The 24,585-nt window shown below is 70.8% G+C and carries 26 protein-coding genes; 14 read left to right on the top strand and 12 right to left on the bottom strand.

Annotated elements, in window-relative coordinates; all coding sequences use genetic code 11:
- Positions 1-79: 79 nt before the first annotated feature.
- Entirely contained in the window at positions 80-1,411 is a 1,332-nt protein-coding gene (locus tag OG709_RS28910; RefSeq protein ID WP_326693785.1) for a carboxylesterase/lipase family protein, read from the bottom strand.
- A gap of 332 nt (positions 1,412-1,743) precedes the next feature.
- Positions 1,744-2,469, bottom strand: a complete 726-nt coding sequence (locus tag OG709_RS28915; RefSeq protein ID WP_329168130.1) for a peptidyl-tRNA hydrolase — start codon at positions 2,467-2,469, stop codon at positions 1,744-1,746.
- Positions 2,470-2,541: 72 nt separating this feature from the next.
- Between OG709_RS28915 and OG709_RS28920 the strand changes: the two genes are divergently transcribed.
- From OG709_RS28920 to OG709_RS28935, 4 genes are all read left to right on the top strand, one after another.
- Positions 2,542-3,219, top strand: coding sequence for an AIM24 family protein (locus OG709_RS28920; RefSeq protein ID WP_250305644.1), 678 nt, complete (start codon positions 2,542-2,544; stop codon positions 3,217-3,219).
- Positions 3,216-4,163, top strand: a complete 948-nt coding sequence (locus OG709_RS28925; protein WP_443068556.1) for an ATP-binding cassette domain-containing protein — start codon at positions 3,216-3,218, stop codon at positions 4,161-4,163. The genes OG709_RS28920 and OG709_RS28925 overlap by 4 nt, the downstream gene beginning before the upstream one ends.
- Positions 4,160-4,828, top strand: coding sequence for an ABC transporter (locus OG709_RS28930; RefSeq protein ID WP_329168132.1), 669 nt, complete (start codon positions 4,160-4,162; stop codon positions 4,826-4,828). Before OG709_RS28925 ends, OG709_RS28930 begins: the two co-directional genes overlap by 4 nt.
- A gap of 308 nt (positions 4,829-5,136) precedes the next feature.
- Positions 5,137-5,613 carry a hypothetical protein gene (locus tag OG709_RS28935; protein WP_250305642.1) on the top strand — a complete coding sequence of 159 codons (477 nt, stop codon included), beginning with the start codon at positions 5,137-5,139 and terminating at the stop codon, positions 5,611-5,613.
- Between the two features lie 136 nt (positions 5,614-5,749).
- Here OG709_RS28935 and OG709_RS28940 read toward each other — a convergent pair whose 3' ends face one another.
- The gene (locus tag OG709_RS28940) at positions 5,750-6,757 is read right to left on the bottom strand and encodes a chitinase (protein WP_250305641.1); all 1,008 of its coding nucleotides are present in this window, start codon (positions 6,755-6,757) and stop codon (positions 5,750-5,752) included.
- Positions 6,758-7,044: 287 nt separating this feature from the next.
- On the opposite strand from OG709_RS28940, the gene OG709_RS28945 reads away from it, so the two are divergent.
- Complete coding sequence (locus tag OG709_RS28945) at positions 7,045-7,221, top strand: hypothetical protein (RefSeq protein WP_250305640.1); 177 nt, start codon at positions 7,045-7,047, stop codon at positions 7,219-7,221.
- A gap of 180 nt (positions 7,222-7,401) precedes the next feature.
- Here OG709_RS28945 and OG709_RS28950 read toward each other — a convergent pair whose 3' ends face one another.
- Together OG709_RS28950 and zapE are read right to left on the bottom strand one after the other, a co-directional pair.
- Positions 7,402-7,827: an OsmC family protein gene (locus OG709_RS28950; RefSeq protein ID WP_250305639.1), complete on the bottom strand. Its 426-nt coding sequence runs from the start codon at positions 7,825-7,827 to the stop codon at positions 7,402-7,404.
- Between the two features lie 31 nt (positions 7,828-7,858).
- The gene (gene zapE, locus OG709_RS28955) at positions 7,859-8,929 is read right to left on the bottom strand and encodes a cell division protein ZapE (RefSeq protein WP_250305638.1); all 1,071 of its coding nucleotides are present in this window, start codon (positions 8,927-8,929) and stop codon (positions 7,859-7,861) included.
- A 66-nt stretch (positions 8,930-8,995) separates the two neighbouring features.
- Between zapE and OG709_RS28960 the strand changes: the two genes are divergently transcribed.
- The 4 genes from OG709_RS28960 (at position 8,996) to msrB (ending at position 12,231) form a co-directional block, all read left to right on the top strand.
- Positions 8,996-9,802 carry a pyrimidine reductase family protein gene (locus OG709_RS28960; RefSeq protein WP_329168134.1) on the top strand — a complete coding sequence of 269 codons (807 nt, stop codon included), beginning with the start codon at positions 8,996-8,998 and terminating at the stop codon, positions 9,800-9,802.
- Positions 9,803-9,907: 105 nt separating this feature from the next.
- Positions 9,908-10,378 carry an indole-3-glycerol phosphate synthase gene (locus OG709_RS28965; protein ID WP_250305636.1) on the top strand — a complete coding sequence of 157 codons (471 nt, stop codon included), beginning with the start codon at positions 9,908-9,910 and terminating at the stop codon, positions 10,376-10,378.
- Between the two features lie 40 nt (positions 10,379-10,418).
- On the top strand, positions 10,419-11,813 hold the full coding sequence (gene murC, locus OG709_RS28970; RefSeq protein ID WP_266640179.1) for a UDP-N-acetylmuramate--L-alanine ligase: 1,395 nt from the start codon (positions 10,419-10,421) through the stop codon (positions 11,811-11,813).
- Positions 11,814-11,823: 10 nt separating this feature from the next.
- Entirely contained in the window at positions 11,824-12,231 is a 408-nt protein-coding gene (gene msrB, locus OG709_RS28975; protein ID WP_266640178.1) for a peptide-methionine (R)-S-oxide reductase MsrB, read from the top strand.
- A 236-nt stretch (positions 12,232-12,467) separates the two neighbouring features.
- Here the strand turns inward: msrB and OG709_RS28980 are convergent, their stop codons facing one another.
- Complete coding sequence (locus OG709_RS28980) at positions 12,468-13,364, bottom strand: NAD(P)H-binding protein (RefSeq protein WP_250305740.1); 897 nt, start codon at positions 13,362-13,364, stop codon at positions 12,468-12,470.
- Between the two features lie 126 nt (positions 13,365-13,490).
- Here OG709_RS28980 and OG709_RS28985 point away from each other — a divergent pair, with 126 nt between their 5' ends.
- Entirely contained in the window at positions 13,491-14,378 is an 888-nt protein-coding gene (locus OG709_RS28985; protein WP_266640176.1) for a LysR family transcriptional regulator, read from the top strand.
- A 147-nt stretch (positions 14,379-14,525) separates the two neighbouring features.
- Here the strand turns inward: OG709_RS28985 and OG709_RS28990 are convergent, their stop codons facing one another.
- On the bottom strand, positions 14,526-16,787 hold the full coding sequence (locus OG709_RS28990; RefSeq protein ID WP_250305632.1) for a GTPase-associated protein 1-related protein: 2,262 nt from the start codon (positions 16,785-16,787) through the stop codon (positions 14,526-14,528).
- Positions 16,788-17,180: 393 nt separating this feature from the next.
- Here OG709_RS28990 and OG709_RS28995 point away from each other — a divergent pair, with 393 nt between their 5' ends.
- Positions 17,181-17,699 (top strand): DUF1203 domain-containing protein, encoded by a 519-nt coding sequence (locus OG709_RS28995; protein ID WP_329168136.1) that lies wholly within the window; start codon positions 17,181-17,183, stop codon positions 17,697-17,699.
- A 55-nt stretch (positions 17,700-17,754) separates the two neighbouring features.
- On the opposite strand, the gene OG709_RS29000 is transcribed toward OG709_RS28995, so the two are convergent.
- Positions 17,755-18,321: a TetR family transcriptional regulator gene (locus OG709_RS29000; RefSeq protein WP_250305630.1), complete on the bottom strand. Its 567-nt coding sequence runs from the start codon at positions 18,319-18,321 to the stop codon at positions 17,755-17,757.
- 123 nt (positions 18,322-18,444) lie between these two features.
- Here OG709_RS29000 and OG709_RS29005 point away from each other — a divergent pair, with 123 nt between their 5' ends.
- From OG709_RS29005 to OG709_RS29015, 3 genes are all read left to right on the top strand, one after another.
- Positions 18,445-19,383 carry an SDR family oxidoreductase gene (locus OG709_RS29005; RefSeq protein WP_329168138.1) on the top strand — a complete coding sequence of 313 codons (939 nt, stop codon included), beginning with the start codon at positions 18,445-18,447 and terminating at the stop codon, positions 19,381-19,383.
- A 144-nt stretch (positions 19,384-19,527) separates the two neighbouring features.
- On the top strand, positions 19,528-21,018 hold the full coding sequence (locus OG709_RS29010) for a hypothetical protein (protein ID WP_250305628.1): 1,491 nt from the start codon (positions 19,528-19,530) through the stop codon (positions 21,016-21,018).
- 62 nt (positions 21,019-21,080) lie between these two features.
- A complete protein-coding gene (locus OG709_RS29015) occupies positions 21,081-21,410 on the top strand; it encodes a hypothetical protein (RefSeq protein ID WP_250305627.1) in 330 nt (109 codons plus the stop codon).
- A 55-nt stretch (positions 21,411-21,465) separates the two neighbouring features.
- Here the strand turns inward: OG709_RS29015 and OG709_RS29020 are convergent, their stop codons facing one another.
- The 4 genes from OG709_RS29020 to OG709_RS29035 all read right to left on the bottom strand — a co-directional run bounded on the left by OG709_RS29020 (position 21,466) and on the right by OG709_RS29035 (position 24,573).
- Positions 21,466-22,809: a protein kinase domain-containing protein gene (locus tag OG709_RS29020; protein ID WP_329168141.1), complete on the bottom strand. Its 1,344-nt coding sequence runs from the start codon at positions 22,807-22,809 to the stop codon at positions 21,466-21,468.
- A gap of 10 nt (positions 22,810-22,819) precedes the next feature.
- Positions 22,820-23,698, bottom strand: a complete 879-nt coding sequence (locus OG709_RS29025) for a protein phosphatase 2C domain-containing protein (protein WP_250305625.1) — start codon at positions 23,696-23,698, stop codon at positions 22,820-22,822.
- 11 nt (positions 23,699-23,709) lie between these two features.
- Entirely contained in the window at positions 23,710-24,372 is a 663-nt protein-coding gene (locus OG709_RS29030) for a vWA domain-containing protein (protein ID WP_250305739.1), read from the bottom strand.
- A gap of 78 nt (positions 24,373-24,450) precedes the next feature.
- Complete coding sequence (locus OG709_RS29035) at positions 24,451-24,573, bottom strand: hypothetical protein (RefSeq protein WP_284349978.1); 123 nt, start codon at positions 24,571-24,573, stop codon at positions 24,451-24,453.
- Positions 24,574-24,585: the final 12 nt, after the last annotated feature.

A 24,585-nucleotide genomic window follows, 5' to 3' on the forward strand; every position in this document is an offset into this window, starting at 1 on the left:
GCAGCTGGGGAGGACGGAGTCGGCCTGTCCGTGGCCGGTAACGGACAGGCCCTGAAGGGCCGGCTCCGTCAGGCGGATGTCAGCTCTCCCGGAGTTCGCGCAGGAGGTCGTGCGCGACACGGGGTTCGGCGGACCAGATCCGGGTCGCGCGGGTGTCGGTGGTGTAGCTCGGCCAGGACGGGTCGAGGTCGCGGACGAACCGCACCCAGGACTCGTGGAGGGCATCGGCGAGTGTCTGAGGCGGGTGGTTGCCAAGGGCCTCGGAGACACCCGGAGCGTTCAGGACGTCGAAGGCGAAGGGGAGGTCGATGCAGTGGTGTGCCAGACCCTCGAAACCAGGCGCGGTGGCCTGCCATTCGAACTGGTACAGCCAGGTCGGGCGGCCTGCGTGGGCGCGTGCCTCGGCAATCGCGAGGCCGGGAGTACGGAACAACGTGTCCGTGAGAGCCGCACCCAGCTCCGGGGGCTGGGCCAGGTGGAACTCGTGGGCGGTGAAGCCCAGCACCAACGGAATGTCCGCACCGGCCTCGCCGTCGACGAGTGCCTCGTACACCGGCTCGGGGACGAGCTCGCCGTCCACATAGGGGGTGAGGAGCAGCATCGGCAGCGCTTCGCTACCGGGACCCGGCTTGCAGAACTGGTCCTGGAGATCGAGGAGGTCGTCGTCGCTCAGATCACGCAGGGCGGCGGCGGTGGCCGGGACGCCGGTACGGGAGGTGAAGTGCGCCGACAGTTTCTCGGCGACGTCCCTGCCCTGGGGCTGTACGACTGCTCCGGAGACCGAGAGAGCGGCCCGGAAGAGGCCTTGGGCGGACGGAACCGCGAGCAGCGTCTGGACGGCGCCACCGCCTGCGGACTGTCCGGCGATGGTCACCTTGGCCGGATCGCCCCCGAACGCCGTGATGTTGTCCCGTACCCACTCCAGTGCTGCGATCCAGTCCCGGACTCCCCTGTTGGCGGGGGCGTCCTCCAGCGGCAGGAAGCCCTCGATTCCCAGTCGGTAGCCGATGGTCACCAGTACCACGTCGTCCCGGTTGAACGCCGCTCCGTCGTACCACGGGCTGGCCGCCGATCCGGCCACGTAACCACCCCCGTGGATCCAGACGAGGACCGGCAGAGCCGATTCCGGGTCTGCGGCCGGGGTGAACACATTGAGGTTCAGCACTCCCTCACCTGGGATCGAGGGTTCCGGAATCGTGGTGACCTCCGCGAAGGCGCGGCGCTGCGCCGTCGGTCCGTACGCCGTGGCATCCAACGGCTCCGTCCACGAGACCGGCGGAACCGGAGCTGCGAACCTCAGTTCACCCACCGGAGGCTGGGCGTAGGGAATGCCGAGGAAGCGGAAGGTGCCGTCGGTGCGGTGCTCTCCTCGCACCGGGCCGTGACCCGTGCGGACTATGGTGCCGGTCATGAAAAAATAGCTCCTGTCGTCGAGGTCGGTCGCCAACTGTGTGGTGTCCGACGTGATACCGGATCTTCCGCAGTGCTCCGGGGTGCGGCTCCCGCACGCCGTGGATCCGGTCGGCCAGGACCGTCGTTACGGCGATCCGACTGCCGCCCCAGGACGCCGACGCGTCGGCGTCCTTCACTGTCTCCGCCCAGGGATCGCCGGGCCGTTCTTCGTCGACGCCCGCGAAGAGGTTCGGGTCTGAGCCGGTGCCGATGAACACGAGGTCAGAGCGCTCTTGCACCCTACTCTTCGCGGCGAACCACCGAGTAGGGCGAGTTCGACGGAGCGGCCGGTTACGGTCGGCGCTTGCCGGGGAGCGGACAGTAGCGGCTGCCCCCTTCGACTGCAACGGTTTCCCCGGGCGCGATCTCGGTGAATCCCGCATCGAACACCACCGGCAGCCCGCTCGCGGTGAGTTCCTTCCAGCGGGCGGCCTCCGCCGTACGTACCGAGAGCGGGAAGCCGGCCGACCGCCACGCCTCGCGCTCCGCGTCCGGCAGTTCCCACCAGGCGAGCTGCGCCCCGTGGCCGGTCTGGGCCATCGTCTTGCCCGCCGACATGTCCAGGTCGGGGTTGAGCCAGAGCACCGGCGCCGTGGGATCCGGGGCGGGCGGCGCCTCCGGTTCGTCCAGGTCCGTGCCGCTTACCTGGAGCTTCGCCAGCACCTTCGGCCAGCCGTCCAGGGGGACCGGGGGGAAGACCCGTACCTCCGCGGTGGTCCCGGTGACCGTGTTGCCGGGCAGGGCCGACGCCTTGCGCCACTCCGCGCCGCGCGCCCGCCGCACCACCTTGCGGATCCGGGCGTCCTGCCAGTCGCGCATCACCTGCGCCCACTCGCCGTCGCCCAGCGAGCGTTCGTCCGACAGCATCACCAGCACCGCACGCGCCGCCGTCTCCAGGGCGTCGGTACGGGCCGGGGGATCGGTCTTCTCGATGTGCACCACCAGCGGGAGGACGAACTGCGGGGCCTCGTCGCGTGCCGTCGGCTCCGCGCGGAAGGGACTGTCATTGCTGCTCACCTGCCCCAGTTTGCCAGCCTGCGCGCAGCCGCTTCTTGGCGGAGGGGAACCTTCCGGGTGAGGATGCCCGACATGAAGAGCGATCTTTTCCAGACCGAGAACATGGCGCAGCAGGCGACCGCCCCCGGGATGACCCTGCAGAACGCCAAATCGATCAAGTACGCCGTCAACGGTGACATGCTCGCGCGGCAGGGCGCGATGATCGCCTTCCGCGGGAACCTGCAGTTCGAACGCAAGGGCCAGGGCATCGGCGGGCTCCTCAAGCGCGCCGTCACCGGCGAGGGGCTGCCCCTGATGTCCGTCACCGGCCAGGGCGAGGCGTGGTTCGCGCACGAGGCGGCGAACTGCTTCATCGTCGACGTCGAGCAGGGCGACCAGTTGACCATCAACGGCCGCAACGTCCTGTGCTTCGACTCCACGCTCTCGTACGAGATCAAGACGGTGAAGGGCTCCGGCATCGCCGGCGGCGGGCTCTTCAACAGCCTCTTCAGCGGATACGGCAAACTCGGCCTGATCTGCGAGGGCAACCCCATAGTCATCCCCGTCACCCCGCAGCAGCCGGTGTACGTCGACACCGACGCGGTCGTCGGCTGGTCCGCGCATCTCCAGACCTCGCTGCACCGCTCGCAGTCGATAGGTTCCATGATCCGCGGCGGCTCCGGCGAGGCCGTCCAACTGATGCTCCAGGGCGAGGGGTTCGTGATCGTCAGGCCCAGCGAGGCCAAGCCGGAGAAGATGCAGCAGCATTGACCGGCGACGCTGCGGCGGCACTGACGCTGCGACAGGTCGGCCGCCGCTACGGCCTCGGCGGGCCCTGGGTGCTGCGTGCGGTGGATCTCGATCTGCCCGCGCGGTCCCTGGTCCGGATCGAGGGGCGCAACGGCAGCGGAAAGTCCACCCTGCTCCGGCTGCTCGCCGGGATCGACGCCCCGACGACGGGCCGGATCACCGGGCGCCCGCGCACCGCCTACGTACCCGAGCGTTTCCCGGCCGCGCTGCCCTTCACCGCCCTGGGCTACCTCGTCCACCTCGGCCGGATCCACGGTCTGCGGCGGGCCACCGCCGCGGCCCGTGCCGCGGAGTGGCTGGAGCGCTTCGGCGCCGCGGGCCATGCCCGTACCCCTCTCGCCGAACTCTCCAAGGGCACCAGCCAGAAGGTCGCGGTCGCCCAGGCGCTGCTGGCGGAGCCGGAGTTGCTGATCCTCGACGAGGCCTGGACCGGTCTTGACACGAGGGCCAGGGCGGAACTCGACCGCGCGGTCGCCGAGCGGATCGGTACGGGCGCGACGGTGGTCTTCGTCGATCACGATCCGCAGCGGCTCGCGGACGCGGTCGACCTGGGGCTGCGGGTGACGGACGGCGCGCTCGTACGGGTCGGAGCGCCGCCGGAGACGTCCGGGCCGACGGTCCGGATCGAGGCCGCAGGTCCGCCGGGCTCCGCGCTCCCGGCCCGGCTGCCCGGTTCCCCGGTGTGCGAGACCGGCACGGACTCCAGCGTGCTCACGGTCCCCGCCGCACACTCCGACGCCCTGCTGCGCGCCCTGCTCACGGCCCGGCCGCCCTGGCACATCCGCGCTGTCCACGGCGCCGGATCCCGTACCCCTGATTCCGGAACCCCCGCATCCCGCACCGCCGGAATTCCCCCGTCCCGCACCGCCGGAACCCCCGCATCCCGCACCGCCGAGGAACGATGACCGCACTGCTCCGCTACCAGGCCGCGCTGCTGCTGCGCTCCCAGCGCTGGCTCCCGCCCGTCCTGCTGTACGGGATCTTCCTCGCGGTCGGTGCGCAGGGCGGTGACCCGGTGCTGGATTCGCTCGGTTACGCCGCTGCCGCGCTGCTTCCTGCGACGGCCTGGCTGGTACGGATCTGTCTGAACCAGGAACCCGCCGCGGCCCGCGACTGCGCCGCCGCCGCGACGAGTCCGCTGCGGGTCCACCTCGCCTCGCTGGGCGTCGCGACGGGGTGCGCGGCCCTGCTCGGGTGTGCGGGAACGCTGGTGATCACCTTGGTCAGTTCGCCGACGAGCGACGATCACCGAGTGACGGTCCCGTTGTTCCCCGCGGCCGTCGCGGGGCTGCTCGCGGTGCTGGTCTGCGCGCTGACCGGAGCGGTCGCCGGTGCGCTGTTCACCCGGCCGGTGCTGCACGGCCGGGGCTGGTCGACCGCCGTCACCGCGCTCGCCGCTCTCCTCCTGCTGGTCACCCGTGGCTCGCCCGCCCGCTCCGCCGTGTACGGCCTGGTCTCGGGGTCCCGGACCGGGACCGTGCACGTACCGGTTCTCCCCCTGGTCCTCGCGGTGGTGGTCGGGGCCGGCGTCGCGGCGGGGGTGGGCGCGCTCGCCTCGCGGCGCGGCTGAGCGGGCCCGCGCGGGTGCCGGGCGCCGTGTACCAGTTCCCGGCCCGCGTTGTGGGTCTTCACCGAATCTCGACGCAGACATGTCAAGAAATCATGGACCTTTTCTTGTTCTCTTCAGGGGTGCGTGCATCAATGGTGGGCGAACCGAGCTAGTGACTGTCCGTCAGAAACGCGGTGGCCTGCGTTGTTACCGGCCTGCGTCCCGAACGGGTACTGGGGCGGGCGGCATGTGACGACGTGTGCTCACCGGTCGTCGCTGCCGGACATGACGGTTCTTCCTTGTCCTTCAGAGCAGAAGGGACCCCCCACATGAAATTCGGCAAGCGCGGCACCTATGGAGCCGCTGCGGCTCTCGGATTCGGCGCCATCGTCGCCGGGGCACTCGTCACGGCACCCCTCGCGGGCGCGGTGACCCCGACAACGGCCACGCTCAACTTCAACTGCGGAATCTGGGGTTCGGGTTCGGCGACCCTCACGGCAACCCAGAACGGGACAGCGGCGACCATCAACCTCTCCACGTCGGCGATCACCAGTCCCATCGATCTCGCGGCGGGCTCGGTCAGTTCGTCGCTCACCATGGCCAACGGCAGCTCCGGCAATGTCACGTTCAGTGGGAGCAGCAGCCCGGCCATCTCGGCGGGCAGCGCGGTGTCCACCGGGCCGCTGAGCGGGACGGTCGCCTCCGGTTACAGCCTGAACGCGACATCACTCAAGGTCGTCGTCCTGGGTGTCACCGCGAACTGCAGTGCCACTTCGACGCAGGCTCCTGGCCCGTTCGTCTTCTGACGGGGGGATCGGTACCTGCAAGGACCGGCTCCGACGGGAACCGGTTCCGATGAAGCCGGTGCTGCCCCGGTACTGCCAGGCGCGTCTGGCAGTACCGGGGCAGTTCCGGTTCCGGGATCAGCCGAAGGTTCCGGGATCAGCCGAAGATGTCGGCGAAGGCCAGCGGGCTCTGCGACACACCGCTACAGGTCGACGATGCGGTGAGAGCGGCACCTCCGCAGGACTGGTCGCGGTTGATCGACCAGTACGACAGCCTGCCGATGCCGTTTCCGGCGGCCCAGCTCTTCACGGTCGACGCGTCGGCCGTCGTGAAGACCGAACCGTCGTCGTTCACGCCGATCATGGGAGTGATGCCGACGTTGGCGTAGCTGTAGCCCGGGTCGACGGACTGCATCTGGGCCAGGGTGTTCTTGGCCGCGCTGATGGCGGCCTGTCCCATGTCCTGGGAGCCCTGGTAGTAGTCCATCGTCATGATGTTGACGACGTCGATCTTGACGCCCGCGTCCTTGGCGGCCTTGACGATGTTGACACCGTCGGCGGTCAGCCCGTCGGGCAGGACGGGGAGCGTGACCGAGAACTTCAGGCCGGGGTCGGCCGCCTGGAGAGTCTTCATCGCGCTCATGTTCCGCGCCGCGGCAGCGGTGTCCGCGATGGCGGCGCCCTCGATGTCGAAGTCCAGCGAGCTGGGGCCGTAGGAGTCGATGATCTTCTGGTACCCGGCGTTGATCGCGCTCTGGTCCGAACAGCTCCAGGCCAGCGGCAGGCCGGCGGCGCCACCGGAGGACACGATGACCGACGCGCCCTCGGACTTGGCCTTGCTGATCAGCGGGTCGGTGTAGGAGTCGTTGCCGACCGGCAGGGTGTCGCCCCAGATCTGGTTGCATCCCGAGCCGAGGACGAACGCCGCGGTGAAGGTCTTGACGCCGTGCTGGGTGATCGCGGTGTCCAGCAGCCCTTCCTGGGAGTTGGACATGTCGGTGTACGGCGCGAACTCGGCACCGGCCTGCGGCGCCGCCGGTGCGGCCGACGCGGGAACGGCCGCGAGCGCGGATCCCGCGACGGCGAGTGCGGCCGTGGCCAGGCTCGCCGCGATCCGGGAATGGGCGATCGTGCGACGTGACGAGGTGGGGGGACGTCGACGCATCATCATCCGGTCCTTTCGATGGCAGTGATGGCTGTGATGACAGTGGTGTGAGTGGGGCGGTGGGGGGGCGTCGTCAAGGCGCGGTGGACCGGGGAAGGGGAGTCGGCCGGGGCGACACCTTGACGGTGTGCAGACACGAGATTGGACTAGACCAAGTTCACTGTCAAGGCTTGCGATTCAAGGATTCACATCTGAAGTGGCGCCGGTCCGGAGGGAGTTCGGGTGCTTCGCCGGGTACCGCCCGGTCCCCGGTCCGCCGTACCGCCGGGCTGAGTACGCTCGTACGCATGGACGAGTCCTACTGCGAGACGCCCGAGCCTCCCGCCCCCGCGCCGGGCGGCCCTCCGTACGCCGAGTGCGTGCTGTGCCGCGAGCCGACCGAGTACCCGGAGTCCACCCGCGGTGCGACGCTCTGCCCGGTCTGTGAGTGGCAGGAAGCGGGCCGCACCGCCTGCTCCGGCTGACTGGTCCGGCTGACGGTTCCGACTGACCGGGGCCACCGGACGCACCGATCCCGGTGACCGCTGCGTGCGGGTCACCGGGATCGGTTCTGCGGGCGGCGCCAGGACGTGAAAGTCCTGCCTGCCCCGAGGTGTACGGCGCCGCGACCGGGAGCGGAAGCGTCGCCGGGCGTACGCGGGCGGTCAGCCCAGTGTGGCGGTGAGGGTGATCTTCGTACCCGTGAGCGCCTGGCTGACCGGGCAGTTGACCTTGGCGTCCTCGGCGGCGGCGGTGAAGCCGTCCGCGTCGAGGCCCGGGACCTCGCCGCGCACCGTGAGGTGGATGCCGGTGATGCCCTCGCCGGGCTGGAAGGTGACCTCCGCCTGGGTGGTCAGCTTGGCGGGCGGGTTGCCCGCACCGGTCAGACCGTTCGAGAGGGCCATCGAGAAGCAGCTGGAGTGGGCAGCCGCGATGAGCTCCTCCGGGCTGGTCCTGCCGTTCGCCTGCTCGGCGCGGGAAGCCCAGGTGACCGGGTAGTCGCCGATGCCTGAGGTGTCGAACGTGACGGTGCCCGAGCCCTTGATGAGCTCGCCTTCCCAGACCGTGTGAGCGACACGCGTGGTGGCCATGTTGATTCCCTTCTGGTGGCGTGAGCTCAACCTACTGGGCCACCAGCGGCTTGGCGTCGCGCGCCAGCGCCGTCAGCCGGGAGATCGCCCGGAAGTACTTCTTCCGGTATCCGCCGTTCAGCATCTCGTCACTGAAGAGCTGGTCGAAGGGGAGCCCGGAGGCGAGCACCGGTACCTCCCGGTCGTAGAGCCGGTCCGCGAGCACCACCAGCCGCAGGGCGGTCGACTGGTCGGCCACCGGCCGGACATCGGTGAGACAGACCGCGGTGATGCCTTCGGTGAGCGCGCCGTAGCGGCTCGGGTGGATCCGGGCGACATGGTCGAGCAGCGCGGGGAACGCGTCGAGCGAAGCGCCCTCGGTGGCGTACGCGGCCTTGGTGACCTGCTCGTCGTCGTACGGGGCCGGAGCCTCGGGCAGACCCCGGTGGCGGTAGTCCTCGCCGTCGATCCGCAGCGGCCTGAAGTGCGCCGAGAGCCCCTGGATCTCCCGGAGGAAATCGGCGGCGGCGAACCGGCCCTCGCCCAGCTTGCCGGGCAGCGTGTTGGAGGTGGCGGCCAGCGCGACCCCCGCCTCGACCAGCCGGCTCAGCAGAGACGAGACCAGCACGGTGTCACCGGGGTCGTCCAGCTCGAACTCGTCGATGCACAGCAGCCGGTGGCCGCTCAGCGTCTGTACGGTCTGCTGGAAGCCGAGGGCGCCGACCAGGTTCGTCAGCTCGACGAACGTGCCGAAGGCCTTGTGCTCGGGTGGGGCGGGGGTGGCGTGCCAGAGGGACGCCAGCAGGTGGGTCTTGCCGACGCCGTATCCGCCGTCCAGGTAGACCCCGCGCGGTCCGGTGGGCGCGGGGTGCTTCCGGCCGCCGAACCACCGCTTGCGGGCGGCGCCGCTCGCCGTCGCCCCGCCGAGCCCGGCGGCGAAGCCGCTGAGCACGGTCACCGCCTCGGTCTGGCTGGGCTGGTTCGGGTCCGGTACGTACGTATCGAAGCGGACCGAATCGAAGCGCGGCGGCGGCACCATCTCGGCGACCAGACGGTCGGCCGGGACGCGCGGCTCGCGGGCGCACAGGGACTGGGGGACCACTTCGGCTATGGGCGACGACACGTTCCCCACTCTAACGACCTCTCCCTACCCCGGGGGAGGTCGTCATCGCCGTGCCACACTCCTGACATGCGACGTCTGCTCCCTGTGACCGACCCGACACCCGTCCCCGCTCCCGTCCCCGGCCCGCAGTCCGGCACGGCCGCCGCGCACGAGTGGAGCCTGGACGAACTGGCCGAGGCCTATGCGTACCCCCCGCCGGCCACCGGGGACGCGCCTTGGCTGCGCGCCAACATGGTCTCCTCGCTCGACGGGGCGGCCCAGCACGAGGGACGTTCCCAGGCGATCTCCAACCAGACGGACATGCGGATCTTCGGCACCCTGCGGGCGCTGGCCGACGTGGTCGTGGTGGGTGCGGAAACGGTACGTCTGGAGGGCTACCGCCCGGCCCGCGCACGGGAGGCCTTCGCCGAGCGGCGGGCGGCGGCCGGGCAGGGCCCCGCGCCCGCGATCGCCGTGGTGAGCGCGAGCCTGGACCTGGACTTCTCGCTCCCGCTGTTCACCGCTCCGCTGGTACCGACCCTGGTGATCACCGGCGCGGGGGCTCCCGCGGACCGCGTCGGGGCGGCGCGGCGGGCCGGGGCGGAGGTCGTGATCGCCGGGGACGCGAGCGCGGTGGACCCGGCCAGGGCGGTGCGGGAACTGGCCGCGCTGGGCTTCCGGCGGCTGCTGACCGAGGGCGGGCCACGGATGCTCGGCCAGTTCGTGGCGGCCGGAGTGCTGGACGAGCTGTGTCTGACGCTCTCCCCGATGCTCACCTCGGGTGATGCCCAGCGGATCGCGGGCGGTCCGGGGCTCGCGGTGCCGGAACGGTTCGCACTGGCTTCGCTCCTGGAAGAGGCCGGTTTCCTTTTTGCCCGTTACCTTCGGATCTGACAATCTGCGGAATCTGCCGTTCCGCTTTCTCTTCTTTGGGCAGACTTAGATCGCAGACCCCGTGCGAACGCGGGGAAGGATGGTTTCAGCAGAAGGGCTCCTTTGGTGTTCACGAGCGTATTGATGATCGAGAAGCCGCTGTCGTCCGAAGACATGGAGTTCGTCACCACGCTGCACGGGGACGAGACCGTCGCCTTCTTCGTACTGATGCAGCCCCGCGGTGACCAGGCCGATGTCCTGCTCCGCGCCCTCGACGACGTGGCGATGGGCGAGCTGGACGAGGCGGGGCGCGAGGGAGAGGTACCCGAGGGCGTGGACGCGAAGGTCCTGGCGGAGGCAGCACTCAAGCAGTCCCTGGCAGGCCTGCGGGACAAGGGCTGCGAGGCGGACGGGCAGGTCGTCGAGAGCCACCCGCTGGACCTGCTGACCTCCGTGGTCGAGGAGAAGTCGGCCGACGAGGTGATCGTGCTCACGGAGCCGCACTACGTGGAGGAGTTCTTCCACCGGGACTGGGCCTCACGGGCCCGTCACAAGGTCGGCGTACCGGTGCTCAAACTCTTCGCGCACAGCGAATAGGCTGGTACCCCCTATCACGTACAGCTTGGGAGACACCCGTATGGCACCCGACAGCCCTGCCGCCATGGACCGACCGCACTTCATCGGCATCGGCGGCGCCGGGATGTCGGGCATCGCGAAGATCCTCGCCCAGCGTGGATCCGAGGTCGCGGGCAGCGACTCCCGGGAGTCCCCGACCGCCGAGGCGCTGCGCGCGCTGGGCGTGACGGTGCACATCGGCCACGCGGCCACGCATCTGGCGGACGACGCCACCTGCGTCGTCGTCTCCAGCGCCATCCGCGAGGACAACCCGGAGCTGGTCCGGGCGGCCGAGCTGTCCATCCCCGTCGTTCACCGCTCCGACGCGCTCGCCTCGCTGATGCGGGGGCTGCGCTCCATCGCCGTCGCGGGTACGCACGGCAAGACCACCACGACCTCGATGCTCGCCGTCGCCCTGACCGAGCTGGCCCTCGACCCCGCGTACGCGATCGGCGGCGACCTGGCCGGACCCGGCACCAACGCGCGGCACGGCACGGGCGAGATCTTCGTCGCCGAGGCCGACGAGAGCGACCGCAGTTTTCAGAAGTACGACCCCGAGGTCGCCGTCGTCCTCAACGTCGAGTTGGACCACCACGCCAACTACGCCTCGATGGAGGAGATCTACGACTCCTTCGAGACCTTCGTCGGCAAGATCGTCCCCGGCGGCACCCTGGTGATCTGCGCCGACCAGCCCGGCGCGGTCGAGCTGACCTCCCGGGTCCGTGACCTGTCCACGCTGAAGGTCGTCACCTACGGCGAGTCCGCGTCGGCCGACGTACGCGTCCACAAGATCACCCCGCGCGGCCTGACCAGCGAGGTCACGGTCGTCCTCAACGGCAAGTACCTCACCTTCACCGTCTCCGTCCCCGGCCGTCACTACGCCCTCAACGCGGTCGCCGCCCTGGCGGCCGGTGTCGCCCTCGGCATCCCGGCGCACAACCTGGCCTCCGCCCTCGGCAAGTACACCGGGGTCAAGCGCCGCCTCCAGCTCAAGGGCGAAGCCGCGGGCGTCCAGGTCGTCGACTCGTACGCGCACCACCCGACCGAGATGACCGCCGACCTCGAAGCGATGCGCGGCGCGGTCGGCGACGCCCGGATCCTCGTCGTCTTCCAGCCCCACCTGTTCTCCCGCACCCAGGAACTGGGCAAGGAGATGGGCCAGGCCCTGGCCCTGGCCGACGCCTCGGTGGTCCTCGACATCTACCCGGCCCGCGAAGAGCCGATTCCGGGCATCACCAGCACACTGATCATCGACGCGGCGCGGGTGGCCGGTGCCGATGTCGCCGCCGCCCACGACAAGACGCAGATCCCCGAGATCGTCGCGGGAATGGCCAAGCCGGGCGATCTCGTTCTCACCATGGGAGCGGGCGACGTCACGGACCTCGGCCCGCAGATCCTTGACCACCTGTCGAGCTGAGGGAGCCCCCATGTCGTACGACGTCGAGAAGCCGGACGAGCAGTGGCGGGCGGAGCTGACCGACGCGGAGTACGCGGTGCTGCGCAAGGCCGGTACGGAGCCCGCCTTCGTCGGTGAGTACACGGACACGAAGACGACCGGCGTCTACTCCTGCCGGGCGTGCAACGCCGAACTGTTCCGCTCGGACACCAAGTTCGAGTCGCACTGCGGCTGGCCGTCCTTCTACGACCCGAAGGACTCGGACGCGGTCGAACTGATCGAGGACCACTCGCTCGGCATGCGACGGGTCGAGGTCCGCTGTGCCACGTGCGGCTCGCACCTCGGTCACGTCTTCGAGGGCGAGGGGTACGCGACACCGACCGACCAGCGGTACTGCATCAACTCGATCTCCCTGCGGCTGACGCCGGACGCGGGCTGACGCCGCCCGATCCGGAACGGTGACCCTGCCGGCCCCTTCACGGGGACGGCAGGCCTCGCCCGGCGAGCCGTGATACCGGTCATACGCTTGTGGGCACGGCGAAGACGCGGATCAGTATCAGCCTTGAACAGGGGCAGGCCGAGCGGATCAAAGAGCATGCGGAGCGGGCCGGTACGGACGTGTCGGCCTGTCCGGTGCATGCCGCGACACGGACTGATCGCGCTTCGTGGCACTCCTCAGGCCAGGAGGGCCGGCCTGAGGACGTCCACGCACCACTGGCGGAGGCCGGTGGGTGCGGAGGCGGGGGTGCTCGGCTCGACGGCGCCGTAGAAGCCCTGGTCGCTCAGGGCTTCCACCATGTCGGCCATTCCCTGCGCCCAGGCCTCGCTCGCCCCGAAACGCAGGGCCGCCGCCCTCTGGTCCGCGCTGCTGATCTCCTGGAAGCGCACCGGACGGTCCAGCACCTCGGAGACGACCCGTGCCATGCCCTCGGGCGACAGGTCGTCGGGTCCGACCAGCGGGACGTCTCCCTGCCCGGTCCAGGAGCCGTCGAGCAGCAGCCGGACCGCCGTGGCGGCGATGTCGCGGGTGGCGCAGGTGCGCAGAACGCGGTCACCCTTCCCCGCCAGGGAGAACACACCGGCGTCACGGATCGACGCGGCCTGACGCAGCAGATTCTCCATCAGGAACGGCGGACACAGCGCCCGGTAGTGCACACCCGTGGCCGTGATCGCCTCGTCCATGGCGAGCGACGCCGACACCTGCCCGGCGTGCTTCGCCACTCCGCGGCCCAGGGTCGAGACGCCGACGACCCGCTCGACGCCCTGGCGCCCGATCACCTCGCACAGCGGCTCGGTGAAGCCGTGGAAGTGGCCCTCGACGCTGTCGGCCCGGGGCGCCGGGGGCACCAGCCAGAACAGCCGGTCGGCGCCCGCGCATGCCTCCTGCAGAACGGCGGGGTCCGCGTGCGACCCCCGCACGACCTCGACGCACTCGCGCGCCCGCACGGAGAGGCGGGCAGGGTCGCGGGCGATCACCCGGATCTCCGTCGTGCCGTCCGGGCCCTGTACGTCGAGAAGGCGGTCGAGGACCTGCGCGCCGATCTGGCCGGTCGGGGTGGTGACGACGATCATCATGAACGACTCCAAGGGAGATGCTTCGACTGGATGTCGTCGAGCCTGTCGCCTGGTGCGACCGAACTGAAGGACCGATCCGCTCCCACTTGTTACCCTCAGGGCAATACCGAACAGGGAGAGAGCGTGGAATCCCGCCCGCTGCGCTACTTCGTCGCCGTCGCCGAGGAGCTCAACTTCACCCGCGCCGCCGAGCGCCTCGGCATCTCCTCGCCGCCCCTGTCCCGCGCGATCCGCCAGCTGGAGAAGGAGCTGGGTGTCACGCTCTTCGAGCGGACCACCCACAGAGTGGCGCTGACCCCGGCGGGAACGGTGCTCCTCGCGGAGGCGGGGATCGCCCTGGATGCCCTGCAGGCCGCCGGGCGGCGGGTCCAGCGGGCGGCTGCCCCGGAACCGAAGCTGGTCCTGGCCGTCAAGGCCGACGGGGACGCGGGGCTGCTGGGGCCGATCCTGGCGCGCTACGCGTCCGAGCCGGCGGCCGTACCGGTTGCCGTCCGGCTGTGCGGCCAGCACGAACAGCCGCAACTGCTGCGCCGGGGCGAGGCCGATGCGGCCCTTGTCCACGAGCCGTTCGACCGGACAGGCCTGGACAGTGAAGCGCTGGCCACCGAACCGCGCGTCGCCGCCCTCGCCGCCGCCCACCCGCTCGTCGCCCGGGACAGCCTGACCCTCGCCGACCTCGGCCTGCGCCCCGACGGTCTGCACCCGGTCCTCGAAGAGACCCGCGTCGTGGGTCGCGACCTCGCCCAACTGCTCACCCTCGTCGGGCTGGGCGGTCCCACGCCCTTGCTGCCCGCCTCCGTCGCCGCCCGCTACCCGCGCCCGGGTGTCGTCTACCGGCCGGTCCCGGACGCACCGCCCGCAGTCCTCGTCATCGCCTGGCCGCAGCAGTCCCGTTCGACGGCCACGGCGGCACTCGTCCGCGCTGCCGCGTCCGTGGCCGACACCGCGGGGGACCGGCAAGCGGGCCAGGTCCCCGTTTCGCGGGCCACGGACGGCTCGACCGTCGGCTGACGAGCGCCACTGCGCCCCTGCGCCACTCCGGTACCGGTCGGGGCGCCCGCCGACCGGTGGGAAGCGCTCGACCGCGTACCGGGAAAGACCGTCCGGGCGTCCGGGCCGAGCTCGACCTGCCGCGTCGAGGCGTCGGTCCGTACGCCGTCAGGAAGACCGGCCGGGGTCGTCCGGGGAGGGGCGGCGGCCCCGGCCGGACAGGCGCCGGCCGATGCGGCTGAGCGCCCCCGGCCGGTTCCACTCGCGGAACTCCCGGGTCCAGCGGCCTCCTTCGCGCTCCAGGTGTCCTTCCACGGAGGTGATGTCCGCGTCGGGCAGCGCTCGTACGACCGGGCGGAGCACCTTGTCGAGCAGCGACGTACGCGTCTCGTCCCAGGCCGGGCTTGCCTTCGGCCGGGCGGACCAGGCGCTGAAACAGTCGGCCACGTACGCGGGGACCGCCCGGAGCCGGTCGCGTACGGCCTCCTGCCGCGCGGCCCGGCCGTATGCCGCGACGAGGTCCGGATCGCCGCTGTCGATCAACGCGTACAGCTCGCCGTCCGGCCGGTCCGGGGACAGCAGTCTCCTGGCGACCGCGCCGAAGGCATGGTCCAGCACGGTCGGTTCGACGGGTTCCGCGGCGGACCGCAGGGACACCGCGCGGCCGGCCCATCCGCTGCCGACCGTCCCGTCCCGGAGGCCCCCGGCGAATTCGAGGAGCAACAGGGCCGCGCGGACCCGCGGTTCGAGGTCTTCGGGGAAGGAGCGCAGCACGTCGTGCGCGAGGTCCGGCGCGGCCGGATCCTCGCCGGGGGCTTCGAGCGCGGCCCGCACGACATCGGCCCAGGCCCCGGAAGCGCGGAAGGGGTCCGATCCGTTCTGCCCGAGCAGCAGGCGCGCTTCGCCCGCCGTCATCGCGGCGCTTCCCCACACCAGCCGTACGGCGGTGCGCAGGACCGGGGGATCAGCGAACAGGGAGACCCCACCGGCCCGGACCACCGTGTGCAGCGCGGCGACGCGGTCGCTCCCGACCGCTTCGGAGGAGGGCGCTGCGGCGCACATGCGCAGATGCGGCAGCGCCTGAACCCCCGTGAACAGCAACGGAATCCGGGCGAGCAGCCGGACGGCCGCGGGCGGATCCGCCGCCGCGAGAGCGTCCAGCTCGCCGAGCAGCGCGGCACGGAACTCGAACCGGTCCTCCAGCACGGTACGCACGCCGGGGGTGTACGCCCCGTCCGGATCGGCGATCAGCGCACGGGCCTGCCGGCCCGCCACCTCGGCCAGCAGATCCGTGCAGTCCACGCCCAGGACGTCGGCGATACGCAGCAGTTCGACCGCGCGTGGTACGTCCTGCGCGGAGTCGGCGATCCCGGCGCGCAGTTCGGGAGCGAGCTCGGTGGCGAGTCGTTGCCGAAGGCTCTCGGTGAGTGCGTCCGGGTGGTCGACGACCCAGTCGGCGGCTGCCGTACGGCCGCTGGGGCCGAGAGCGGTCCCGGAGCGGAGCGCGGCGACGGCGAGGCGGCCCGCGTCGAAGTGCCCGCCGGGCAGGGACGGAGCCGCCGCGAACAGCTCCGGGGCCCGGCTCAGCCAGATCTCGGCAGCCAGCTCGGCCCAGCGGTCCGGACGACCGGACTCCGTGGCGACAGAGTCCGGTGGCCGCTGCCCCGCCGGCTCGCCGGGGCCCGGAACGGTGCAGTCGATCACCCGGTAGCGCTCCTCGTGCCCGGCGAGGGCCTGCACGTCGTCCGGCAGCACCCCGATGATCTGCTGCCCGGCCTGCCGAGGTTGCCTCGTATACGTGGTGAAGGTCAGCCGGTGCGCGCTCGCATCCGGCAGAACGGCGCAGGCCAGCGCGATCCAGCGGGCCACATTGGAGCTGTCCCGCTCGACGAGCACGATCCGTGCGGCGGCCTCTTCCTCGTCCGTTCTCCGCAGAGCGTCGAAGAACACGGCGAGCCACGGGGCGCGTACGGCGGCGAAATCCGCCAGCTCGTCCCGGTCGAACTGCCACGGCGCCGACAGCGTCTCCAGCGGCCGGGGCACCCCGCCGTCCGGAGTGACCGCCGCCCACTGGGGCGAGCGCCAGGTGGCGATGGGCAGTACACCGCCGGGCAGTTCTGTGTCCAGGGGCAGATGCACGCAGTGCGCGTGGAAGTCGCTCCGCCCGCTGGGGTCGGCTCCCGTACAGACCGTCCGGGCCAGCAACCGGCCGCCGTCTGCGAGTGAACTGTGACTGAACACTGCGGGAAACGCGGCGAGTTCGGATGCGGAGGGCCGGGGCGGGGCGCTGCGAGGCGGTTCGTATCCGATGAGCTGCTCGGCCTCATCGAGGACCGTCCGGGGCACGCCGGGCGATATCGCCGTGAAGCGGAGCCCCGGTCCGTCGGCTCCTGGGGGCGCCGGGGTGCAGTGGAACTGTGCCAGGTTCATGCGTCGGCCTTCCGGGCGGGCTTGCCGGACCCGGGCCGTACGGGATTGCCGGACTCGGGGGCGGCCGGGGCGCGTTCGGGGCAGGAGCGGCACACAGCGGTTGTCATGTCAGCGCATCACCAGGGTCGCGGGGCGGGTTCTTCGAGGGGGTACGCCGATGGTCCGGCTGCCGGAGAGGACGCCTCTCAGGGGGAGATGGTGGACGGGCAGCGGTCGCGATGTCGCGTTCGACGGTGCCGGTTACGGTACAACTCCCGGCCGGTGGAGGACGAAAGTGCCCTGGGCGGATCCGCCCGGCGGTGCCCGGAGAGGACCCGTTGCCACGCCGCGACTGCCGACCGCCGTGTCCGAAGTCCGCCAGCGGACCGGGGGAGGCCCGCCGAGACTGGGCGCATGACCACGTACACGGCGCTTTCCATCCCGTCCGCCACGCTCAAGGAACTCCGCGACACCGATGACTCCGGGCGGCCGATGCGGCCGTACACCGCAGGTGCGGGCGGTGATTCCCCCGACTGCGTGGGGAGTCCACTGCGCTGTTGTCTGCGGGCCGTCGAGCCCGGCGAGCGGGTCGCGCTCGTCTCGTACGCACCGTTGCGCCGCTGGGCGGCAGCGACCGGGGCCGGGCCCGGAGCGTACGACGAGGCGGGGCCGGTCTTCATCCACGCCGAGGCGTGCGGAGGGCCGCGAGGGGCCGGGGGCTATCCCTTCGCGCGGGTGGGGGCGCTGCGCACCATTCGCCGTTACAACGTCGCGGGGCACATCGTCGGAGGCCGCTTCTTCGAGATACCCGAGCAGATGGAGGCCGGGTTCGACCGGGCCTTCGGGGAGGCGTTCGCGGAGCCGGAGGTGGCGCTGGTGCATGTGCGGGCCCTGGAGTACGGCTGCTTCCAGTTCGAGGTGCGGCGGCCGTGATCCGTACCGGCGATCCCCGCTCCTGAACGGGCATTCCCCGGGCCGGAGTTGACGGCTACCCTCCTGCGGTCACGGCCTTCAGCTCGTCGAGCGACTCGCCGATGAGCTGGGACATGGTCCGCTGTTCGGTGTCGCTGATCCACTGCTCGAACGCGACCTTGAAGACGGCTATCCCCGCCTCGGCAGCCAGACTCGCGGCCGGTTCCGCGACGCCGCGCCGGCGCAATGTGCCGGCCAGCGCCCCGGCCAGCGAGGCGAGCTTGATCAGTTCGCGTTCCCGTAGTTCCGCGTTGGCGGTGATGATCTTCTGGCGCTGCCGGGAGTGTTCGCGGCGCTCCTCGAAGACGGCCGCGGCGGCGTGCAGGGCCGTGGCCACCGCGTCGATCGGCGCCGCGGAAGCGGGCGCGTCGGTGAGGGTGGTCACGAAGAGCTCCTGGAGGGACGACGAGCCTCCGAACAGGACCTCGCGCTTGTCGGCGAAGTGCCGGAAGAACGTGCGCTCCGTGAGCCCGGCCCGCTTGGCGATCTCGGTCACGGTGGCCTGTTCGAAGCCGCGCTCGCTGTACAGCTCCAGCGCGGCCTGTTCCAGTCGGCCGCGTGCGTTCGGCTCCCATCGACTCATGTCGTTCATCCTATGTGATGACAGTGACTGGCATCAGATGTAGGTTGATGACAGTTGCTGACATCGGTGGCACCCACCGCGCTTGCCGTGGCGCGGGCCACCGACTCACCCGGGAGGTTCCCCATGCGCGTATTCATGACCGGTGCGTCCGGCTGGATCGGTTCCGCTGTCGTGCCGGAGCTCATCGGTGCAGGTCATCAAGTGGTCGGTCTGGCCCGCTCGGACGCCTCGGCCGCTGCCCTCAACGCGGCCGGGGTGGAGGTGGTGCGCGGCTCTCTGGACGATCTCGACGGCCTGCGGAGTGCGGCTGCCGCGTCGGACGGCGTGATCCACCTCGCGTTCAAGCACGACATCGCTTTCACGGGGGACTTCCAGGGCGCCGGCGCCGCGGACCGCCTGGCCATCGATACCTTCGGCGAGGCGCTCGCGGGTACCGACCGGCCGTTCGTCATCGCCTCGGGGACGCTCGGCCTCGCGCCGGGCCAGGTCGCGACCGAGCGGGACGGGCAGCGCTCCGACTGGCCGGTGCCGTTCGAGGGTGCGCGGGTCCGGCTGGCCAACGCGCTGGCGACGGTCGCCCTCGCTTCCCGGAACGTCCGCTCATCGGTGGTGCGGTTTCCCCCGACGGTGCACGGCGACGGGGACCACGGCTTCATGGCGGCCCTGGTCGGCACCGCCCGTGGCAAGGGTGTCTCGGGGTACGTCGGCGACGGCGCCAACCGCTGGCCCGCCGTGCACCGGTTGGACGCCGCCCACCTCGTCCGGCTGGCCCTGGAGAAGGCCCCCGCGGGATCGACGCTGCACGCGGTCGCCGAGGAGGGGGTTCCGATCCGCGCTGTCGCCGAAGTCATCGGGCGCCGTCTCGATCTCCCCGTGGCGTCCGTCCCGGCCGAGGACGCCGGCGAGCACTTCACCTGGCTGGGCGGCTTCCTGGGCCTGGACGGCCCGGCATCGAGCGTGCTGACCCGCGAGTTGCTCGGCTGGCAGCCGACCGGACCGGGGCTCCTTGAGGACCTCGACAAGGGGCACTACTTCCGTGCCCCGTCCGACGGAACGGTCTGACCAGGAGGGAGGACCGACCGGCACGCACGCCCTGCGGCCGTCGCCGTGGTTGCCGTGCGGTCCGGGGACGTCGGAAAGTACCCTGACCGTGGAGCGAGTGGGGCGCGCGAACCGGACGCGGCCCCTGACGTCGGGGGAGGACGTATGGGGAGTCGGCAGCTGCCTGTGTTGCCGAAGTACCGGACGGACGCGGTGACGCGCCGGCTATGTGCGGCGGCGCATCTGGACGAGCAGTTCGCCCGGCAGGTGCATGACGAATTCACCGCGGACGGGATGACAGCCGCCGGGTTGCCGCTCGGTATCAACCTGGTGGCGCTGGTGCGGCACGCCACCGTTGCGGCCAGGCGCGGCGATGTGCGGGACCGCCGACTGGCCTGGCTCTTCGCCGGGTTGTGCGCGGCAGTGATTCTCCTGCTGTACGGGCTCGTTGCCGGACCGTCCGGGGCCGTGGCGATCGGCGGCGGCGGGATGCTCGCCGTGTTCGCCGCCGCGTGGTGGCTCGTTCACCAGGCGGAGAGCGAGGCGCGCGCTGTCGCGCTCGCGGTCTACCGGACCGGTACCAGGTCCGAGGATCTGGTACCGCCCGCACCACCGGAGGTGGAGCGCCGACTGCTGGAGATGAAGCGGGCCAACGTGGTGCCGTACACGGCGAGTGCCGAGCGGACCAATCCGTTCGTCGGCAGCGGGGCGAAGATCAAAGAGGTGGTCTGGCAGCCCATGGACATCAGCCGCCCTGCCGCCGCCTCCGGTGTTGGCAGTCCGGCCGTCAAGCCCTTCGACGCCGTCGACCTGCACACCTATGTGGCCAAGGAGATGGCGAACATCGCCGGGCTCGAAGGGCTGCGGGCACAGAACAGGCTCTATGTGCACGGCACCCATGTCCCCCTCGTCGGCAAGGAGTTGCTGCCCGATCCGCTGGGCCGCCCCTGCGCGCAGATTCCCAAGCAGCTGGTGCAGGCCGGTCTTGTTAACCCCGGCGCCGGGATGCGCACCTATCTCAGCCTGGAGCGGGTCGGCGAGGGCGGACGGGTGATCGTGTCGATGCATCTGCGGGCCCGGTTGCACCACCCCAGCCTGTCCTGGGAGGTCGCGGCGTACGCGATCCCGCCCGTCAGCAGCAGATTCCACCGGGTGGACCGGCTGCCGATCGACGGCTTCGAGCGGTGGTGGAGCCTGACGCGATTCGCGACCGGACAGACCTGGCCCGCTCTGCGTGGCGCGCTGGGCCGTAACCACCGCCGGGGCTCGGAGCAGAACCGCCGGGTGCGCGAACTGGAGAAGTGGCGGAAGGAGATCAGTAAACGGCACGCGGCCTACGACTACGGCGCGGTCGACAGTCTGCGCGAACGTGTCTCGTCCGCCGCGGAGTTGGGCCACTCGGACCGCACCGACTCGCAGGACTTCCTGTACCGGCTCCAGCAGGGCGTACTGACCGCGACGGAGCGCTTCCTGAAGGATCATCATGTCGATACGAGTTCGTTCGACCGGGCTCAGCAGGTCATCAGCACGCAGACCTACAACTTCTCCGGGGACGTGACCGGCCCGAGCAACTTCGGAAACAACGGCCAGATCGCGGCGTACGGACCGGGGGCTCAGCAGCCCGGAGCCTCCGGGCCCGCCGGTGGACAGCCCTGAACTGACGGTGGGCAGACCCGAACTGCCGGAGCCACCCATGCATGCGACGATCAGGAGGACCGATGAGTACGTTCAATTTCAAGGGTGACATCTCCGGGCCCAGTAACTTCGGTGACGGCGGGAAGATCGAGATCCACCAGCACGGGATGAGCCCGGCCGAAGCGATGCGGCTCGCGACCCAGCTCGTACAGCAGTTGCGGGCCGAGGGGCGTCCCGCCCTGGCCGCGGAGGCGGAAGTAGTACGCGGCGAGCTGGCGCGGGCCGGGCAGGGGAGCCCCGTCGCAGACCATGGGCGGATCCGGCAGGCGCTGGAGACGATCTCGCTCGGGCTTGCGACGGGTAGCGGGGGACTCGAACTCGTGCGGGAGCTGGGGCGGTTCGTCGGAATGTGAGCTGCCCCGAACCGCCCCGAACCGCCCCGAGCCGGCTCGGAGTCGCCCGCCCGGCTCATTTCGCCCGTACGACGCCCCTGGCTCCGCTCGTTCCTTCGCCGAGGACCAGTTCAAGGCCCGAGCGGAGCGGCACCGTCTGGCCAGGGGCGATCTCCTGGGCCGTGCCGTCGGAGCGGGTGCCGGTCCACACCGTGTCCGAACGGTTCGCCAGCCCGAACCTGCCCGGCTTCTTCGGGTGTTCGGTCAGCTCGGCCACCAGAGTGGTGTCGCTGTAGTCGTGCCGGGTGGGCTCCGGCACCAGATGGTGGGCGTGCACCCGGGACGTGCGGTGCAGCAGGATGTGCCGCTCCGCGCGCGGCGGGGGAGTGGTGAGCACCAGCCGGGGCGGCAGGATCAGCGCGCTGCCGCAGGACCAGCACGCACCGGCAGTGCTCTGCGCGGGCTCGGTCATGTTCTGACGGCCGCAGTGGGCACAGTCGACCACCGAGTCGAGTGCGGCCCGCAGGGCGTCGCGCCACTCCGATTCCCTTACCCGGGCCGCCGGATCACGCAGCCCGGTCGTGAAGTTCTTCGTGAACAGACCCTGCAGTGACGCCGAGGCCACGGCCCAGGTGGCCAGGACGGTGCTCTGCTCGACGGGGTCGGGTGCGTTCGTGACGTCGTCCGGGTCGAAGACGAACAGCGGCTCCTTGCCGTACAGCCTCTGCTCGGCCGCCTCGTCGAGGCAGTGGATGGCCAGCTCCTTCCGGCCCTTCAGCGGATGATGGTTCATCAGGAGCATGAACAGCAGCACGGAGAGCGAGTGCAGGTCGCTCTGGGTGCCGGGTGTCGCGCCGGAGTCCCCCCGTACCAGTTCCGGCGCCATGAACTCCATGGTCCCGGAGATGCCGCTGCTGTCCCCCTCCACCACCGCGTTGTCGTTGTCGCACACCCGGACGTCACCGGTGTCCGGGTCGAAGAAGATGTTGCCCCACGAGATGTCCCGGTAGGCGATGCCCCGGGAGTGCAGCGCCTGATAGGCCTCGACCGTGTAGAGGCAGGCGGTCAGCAGTGCGCGGGGCGTGGTGCGCAACTGCCGCTTGAACAGGGCGGGCAGGCCCTTGAACCGGTCGGGGCGGACGTCCATGAGGTAGCCGAACGCGCTGTTCGCGCCCTCTACGTACGCCGTGGGCCACAGGAAGCGGTCGTCGTTGAAATCGCGGGCCACCAGTTGCTGCACGATGGCCCGTTGCTCGGGTGTCGCGCACGCCGGGTAGTACCACTTGAGTGCCTTGTCACCGCCGGGGGTCTGCACCCGGTAGACCTCGCCCTGGCCACCGGCTCCGAGCATGCCGGTGACTCGCACCTCCTCTCCGCTGTCCGAGGCGAGGAGGGTGTCGTTGTCGAGCATGCCCGTCATGATCTCTCCGTTATCCGTCTGCTGCGGGGGGCTGTGCGGGCCGCCACGCGGCGGCCAGGGTGGTGTCGTCCCCGGAGAACTGTGCCGCCTTCGCGAGCCATTCGGGCAGCACACTCCGTACGCCGTCGGTGCCCTCGTCGATCAGCCGCTGGTCCAGACCCTCGATGAACTGGGCGAAGCCCCGGTCCGACGCGAAGCTCTTGGACAGGCCGTCGGTGGACAGCGCGATGAGCCGGGGCATCCGCGACGGTTCGGTGACCGGCGCCCAGTACATCCGCACCAGACGCCAGGCGTCGCGGCTGCACAACGACTCCGTCTCGTCGCCGAGTTCGGCCTCGGCAGGGGCCAGCGGTGATTCCGCCCGGCCGTCGTCCTCCACCAGGGTCAGTTCGCCGTCACCGAGCTGCCAGGCGGCGAACAACTGCGGAGTCAGCACGGCGCCGATGAGCGTGGTGCCGTACAGCACCAGCTTCTGCTCGGGGGTGGCTGCCGGGTCGGTCCGCTCCGCCGTCTCCTGGAGGCGTGTCCAGTTGCCGAGCGCCTTCTCCCGCCAGGCACTGATGAGCCGCCGGGGGAGGGTGTGCTGGGCGTAGTTCATCAACCAGGCCAGGCTCGGCGGCCCGTCCGCGCCCCCGGCGCCCGCCAGCTCGCCGAACTGCCGTGCCTGGTCGGCGAACATGTCCACCGCGTACCGCGCACCCAGGTTGCTCCGTGCGTGCGCTGCCGAGCCGTGCCCGTCCGCGACCGCGAGGATCAGCGGCTCGTCCGCCGTGCCGCACCCCGCGGCGTGGTGGAAGTCCTGGTTGCGCGGCTTGTTGACGCCCTGGACCGTGCCGGTGAGCGTGGTCCAGGGCGGCAGCTGAGGCGTTCGGAGGCGTGGATCCTCCACGGGTGACCCGCTCACCACACGTCGTCATCGTCGTCGTCCAGCACCGGCGGGGCGTAGGGCGGCTGCGTGACCTTGTTCTCCGCGGAGCCCACGACAGGTTGGGACGCGGCCTTGACGGCGGCCGTCGAGGCCCAGCGGATCGCCGCGGCCAGCTGCTTGGGACTGTTGGCGTCCAGCGGCTGGAGCTCCGGGTTGCCGAGGAATTCCTGCAGCACGCTCCGGTCGGCGTCCGTGCCGATGGCGATGGCCACCCGTACGGCCTTCCGGCCCCACGGTGTCTCGTCGATGGCCTTCAGCCCTGCCTTCCAGTCGTCGGTGGGCACCCCGTCCGAGACCAGCGCCAGCACCGGCTTGAGCGCACGCTGAGGCATCGGGGGCGTCCGGAGCTCGGCCGCCACCGTGTGCAGCGCCTCACCCAGATTGGTCATCCCGTCCACCTGCACGTCCTGCCAGACGAAGTCGTCGACCGGTACGGGGTCCTTGTGCTGCCATTGGGCGGTGGTGGAGAAGGTGAGCGTGCGCAGCAGTAGCTGAGCCGCCGGATTGTCGTTCGCGACCGACCGCATCTCCGGGACGGCCTCCCGGATCGCGTAGTTGAGCTGGCCGATCTTCTCGCCCATCATGGAATACGAGCAGTCCAGCAGCCAGATGAAGTGGACCGGCCGGTTCGCCATCGGTCCGCCGGGGATGTCACTCACTCCATGTCCTCCCTTTCGTCTTCGTTGTTTCTTCCGGGGCACTGCCGAAACGTGTCAGTTGCCGGGCCCCCGGTCCATGTACGTGAGGAGCACCGCGACCAGGACTCCGGAGGCGACGATCGCGGTGACGAACAGGGCCAGTGCGAGCCGCCGTCCCCTGGCCACATGTGGTGTCACGACTTCCATACG

It is taken from the genome of Streptomyces sp. NBC_01267 (genome assembly GCF_036241575.1).
GTDB lineage: Bacteria > Actinomycetota > Actinomycetes > Streptomycetales > Streptomycetaceae > Streptomyces.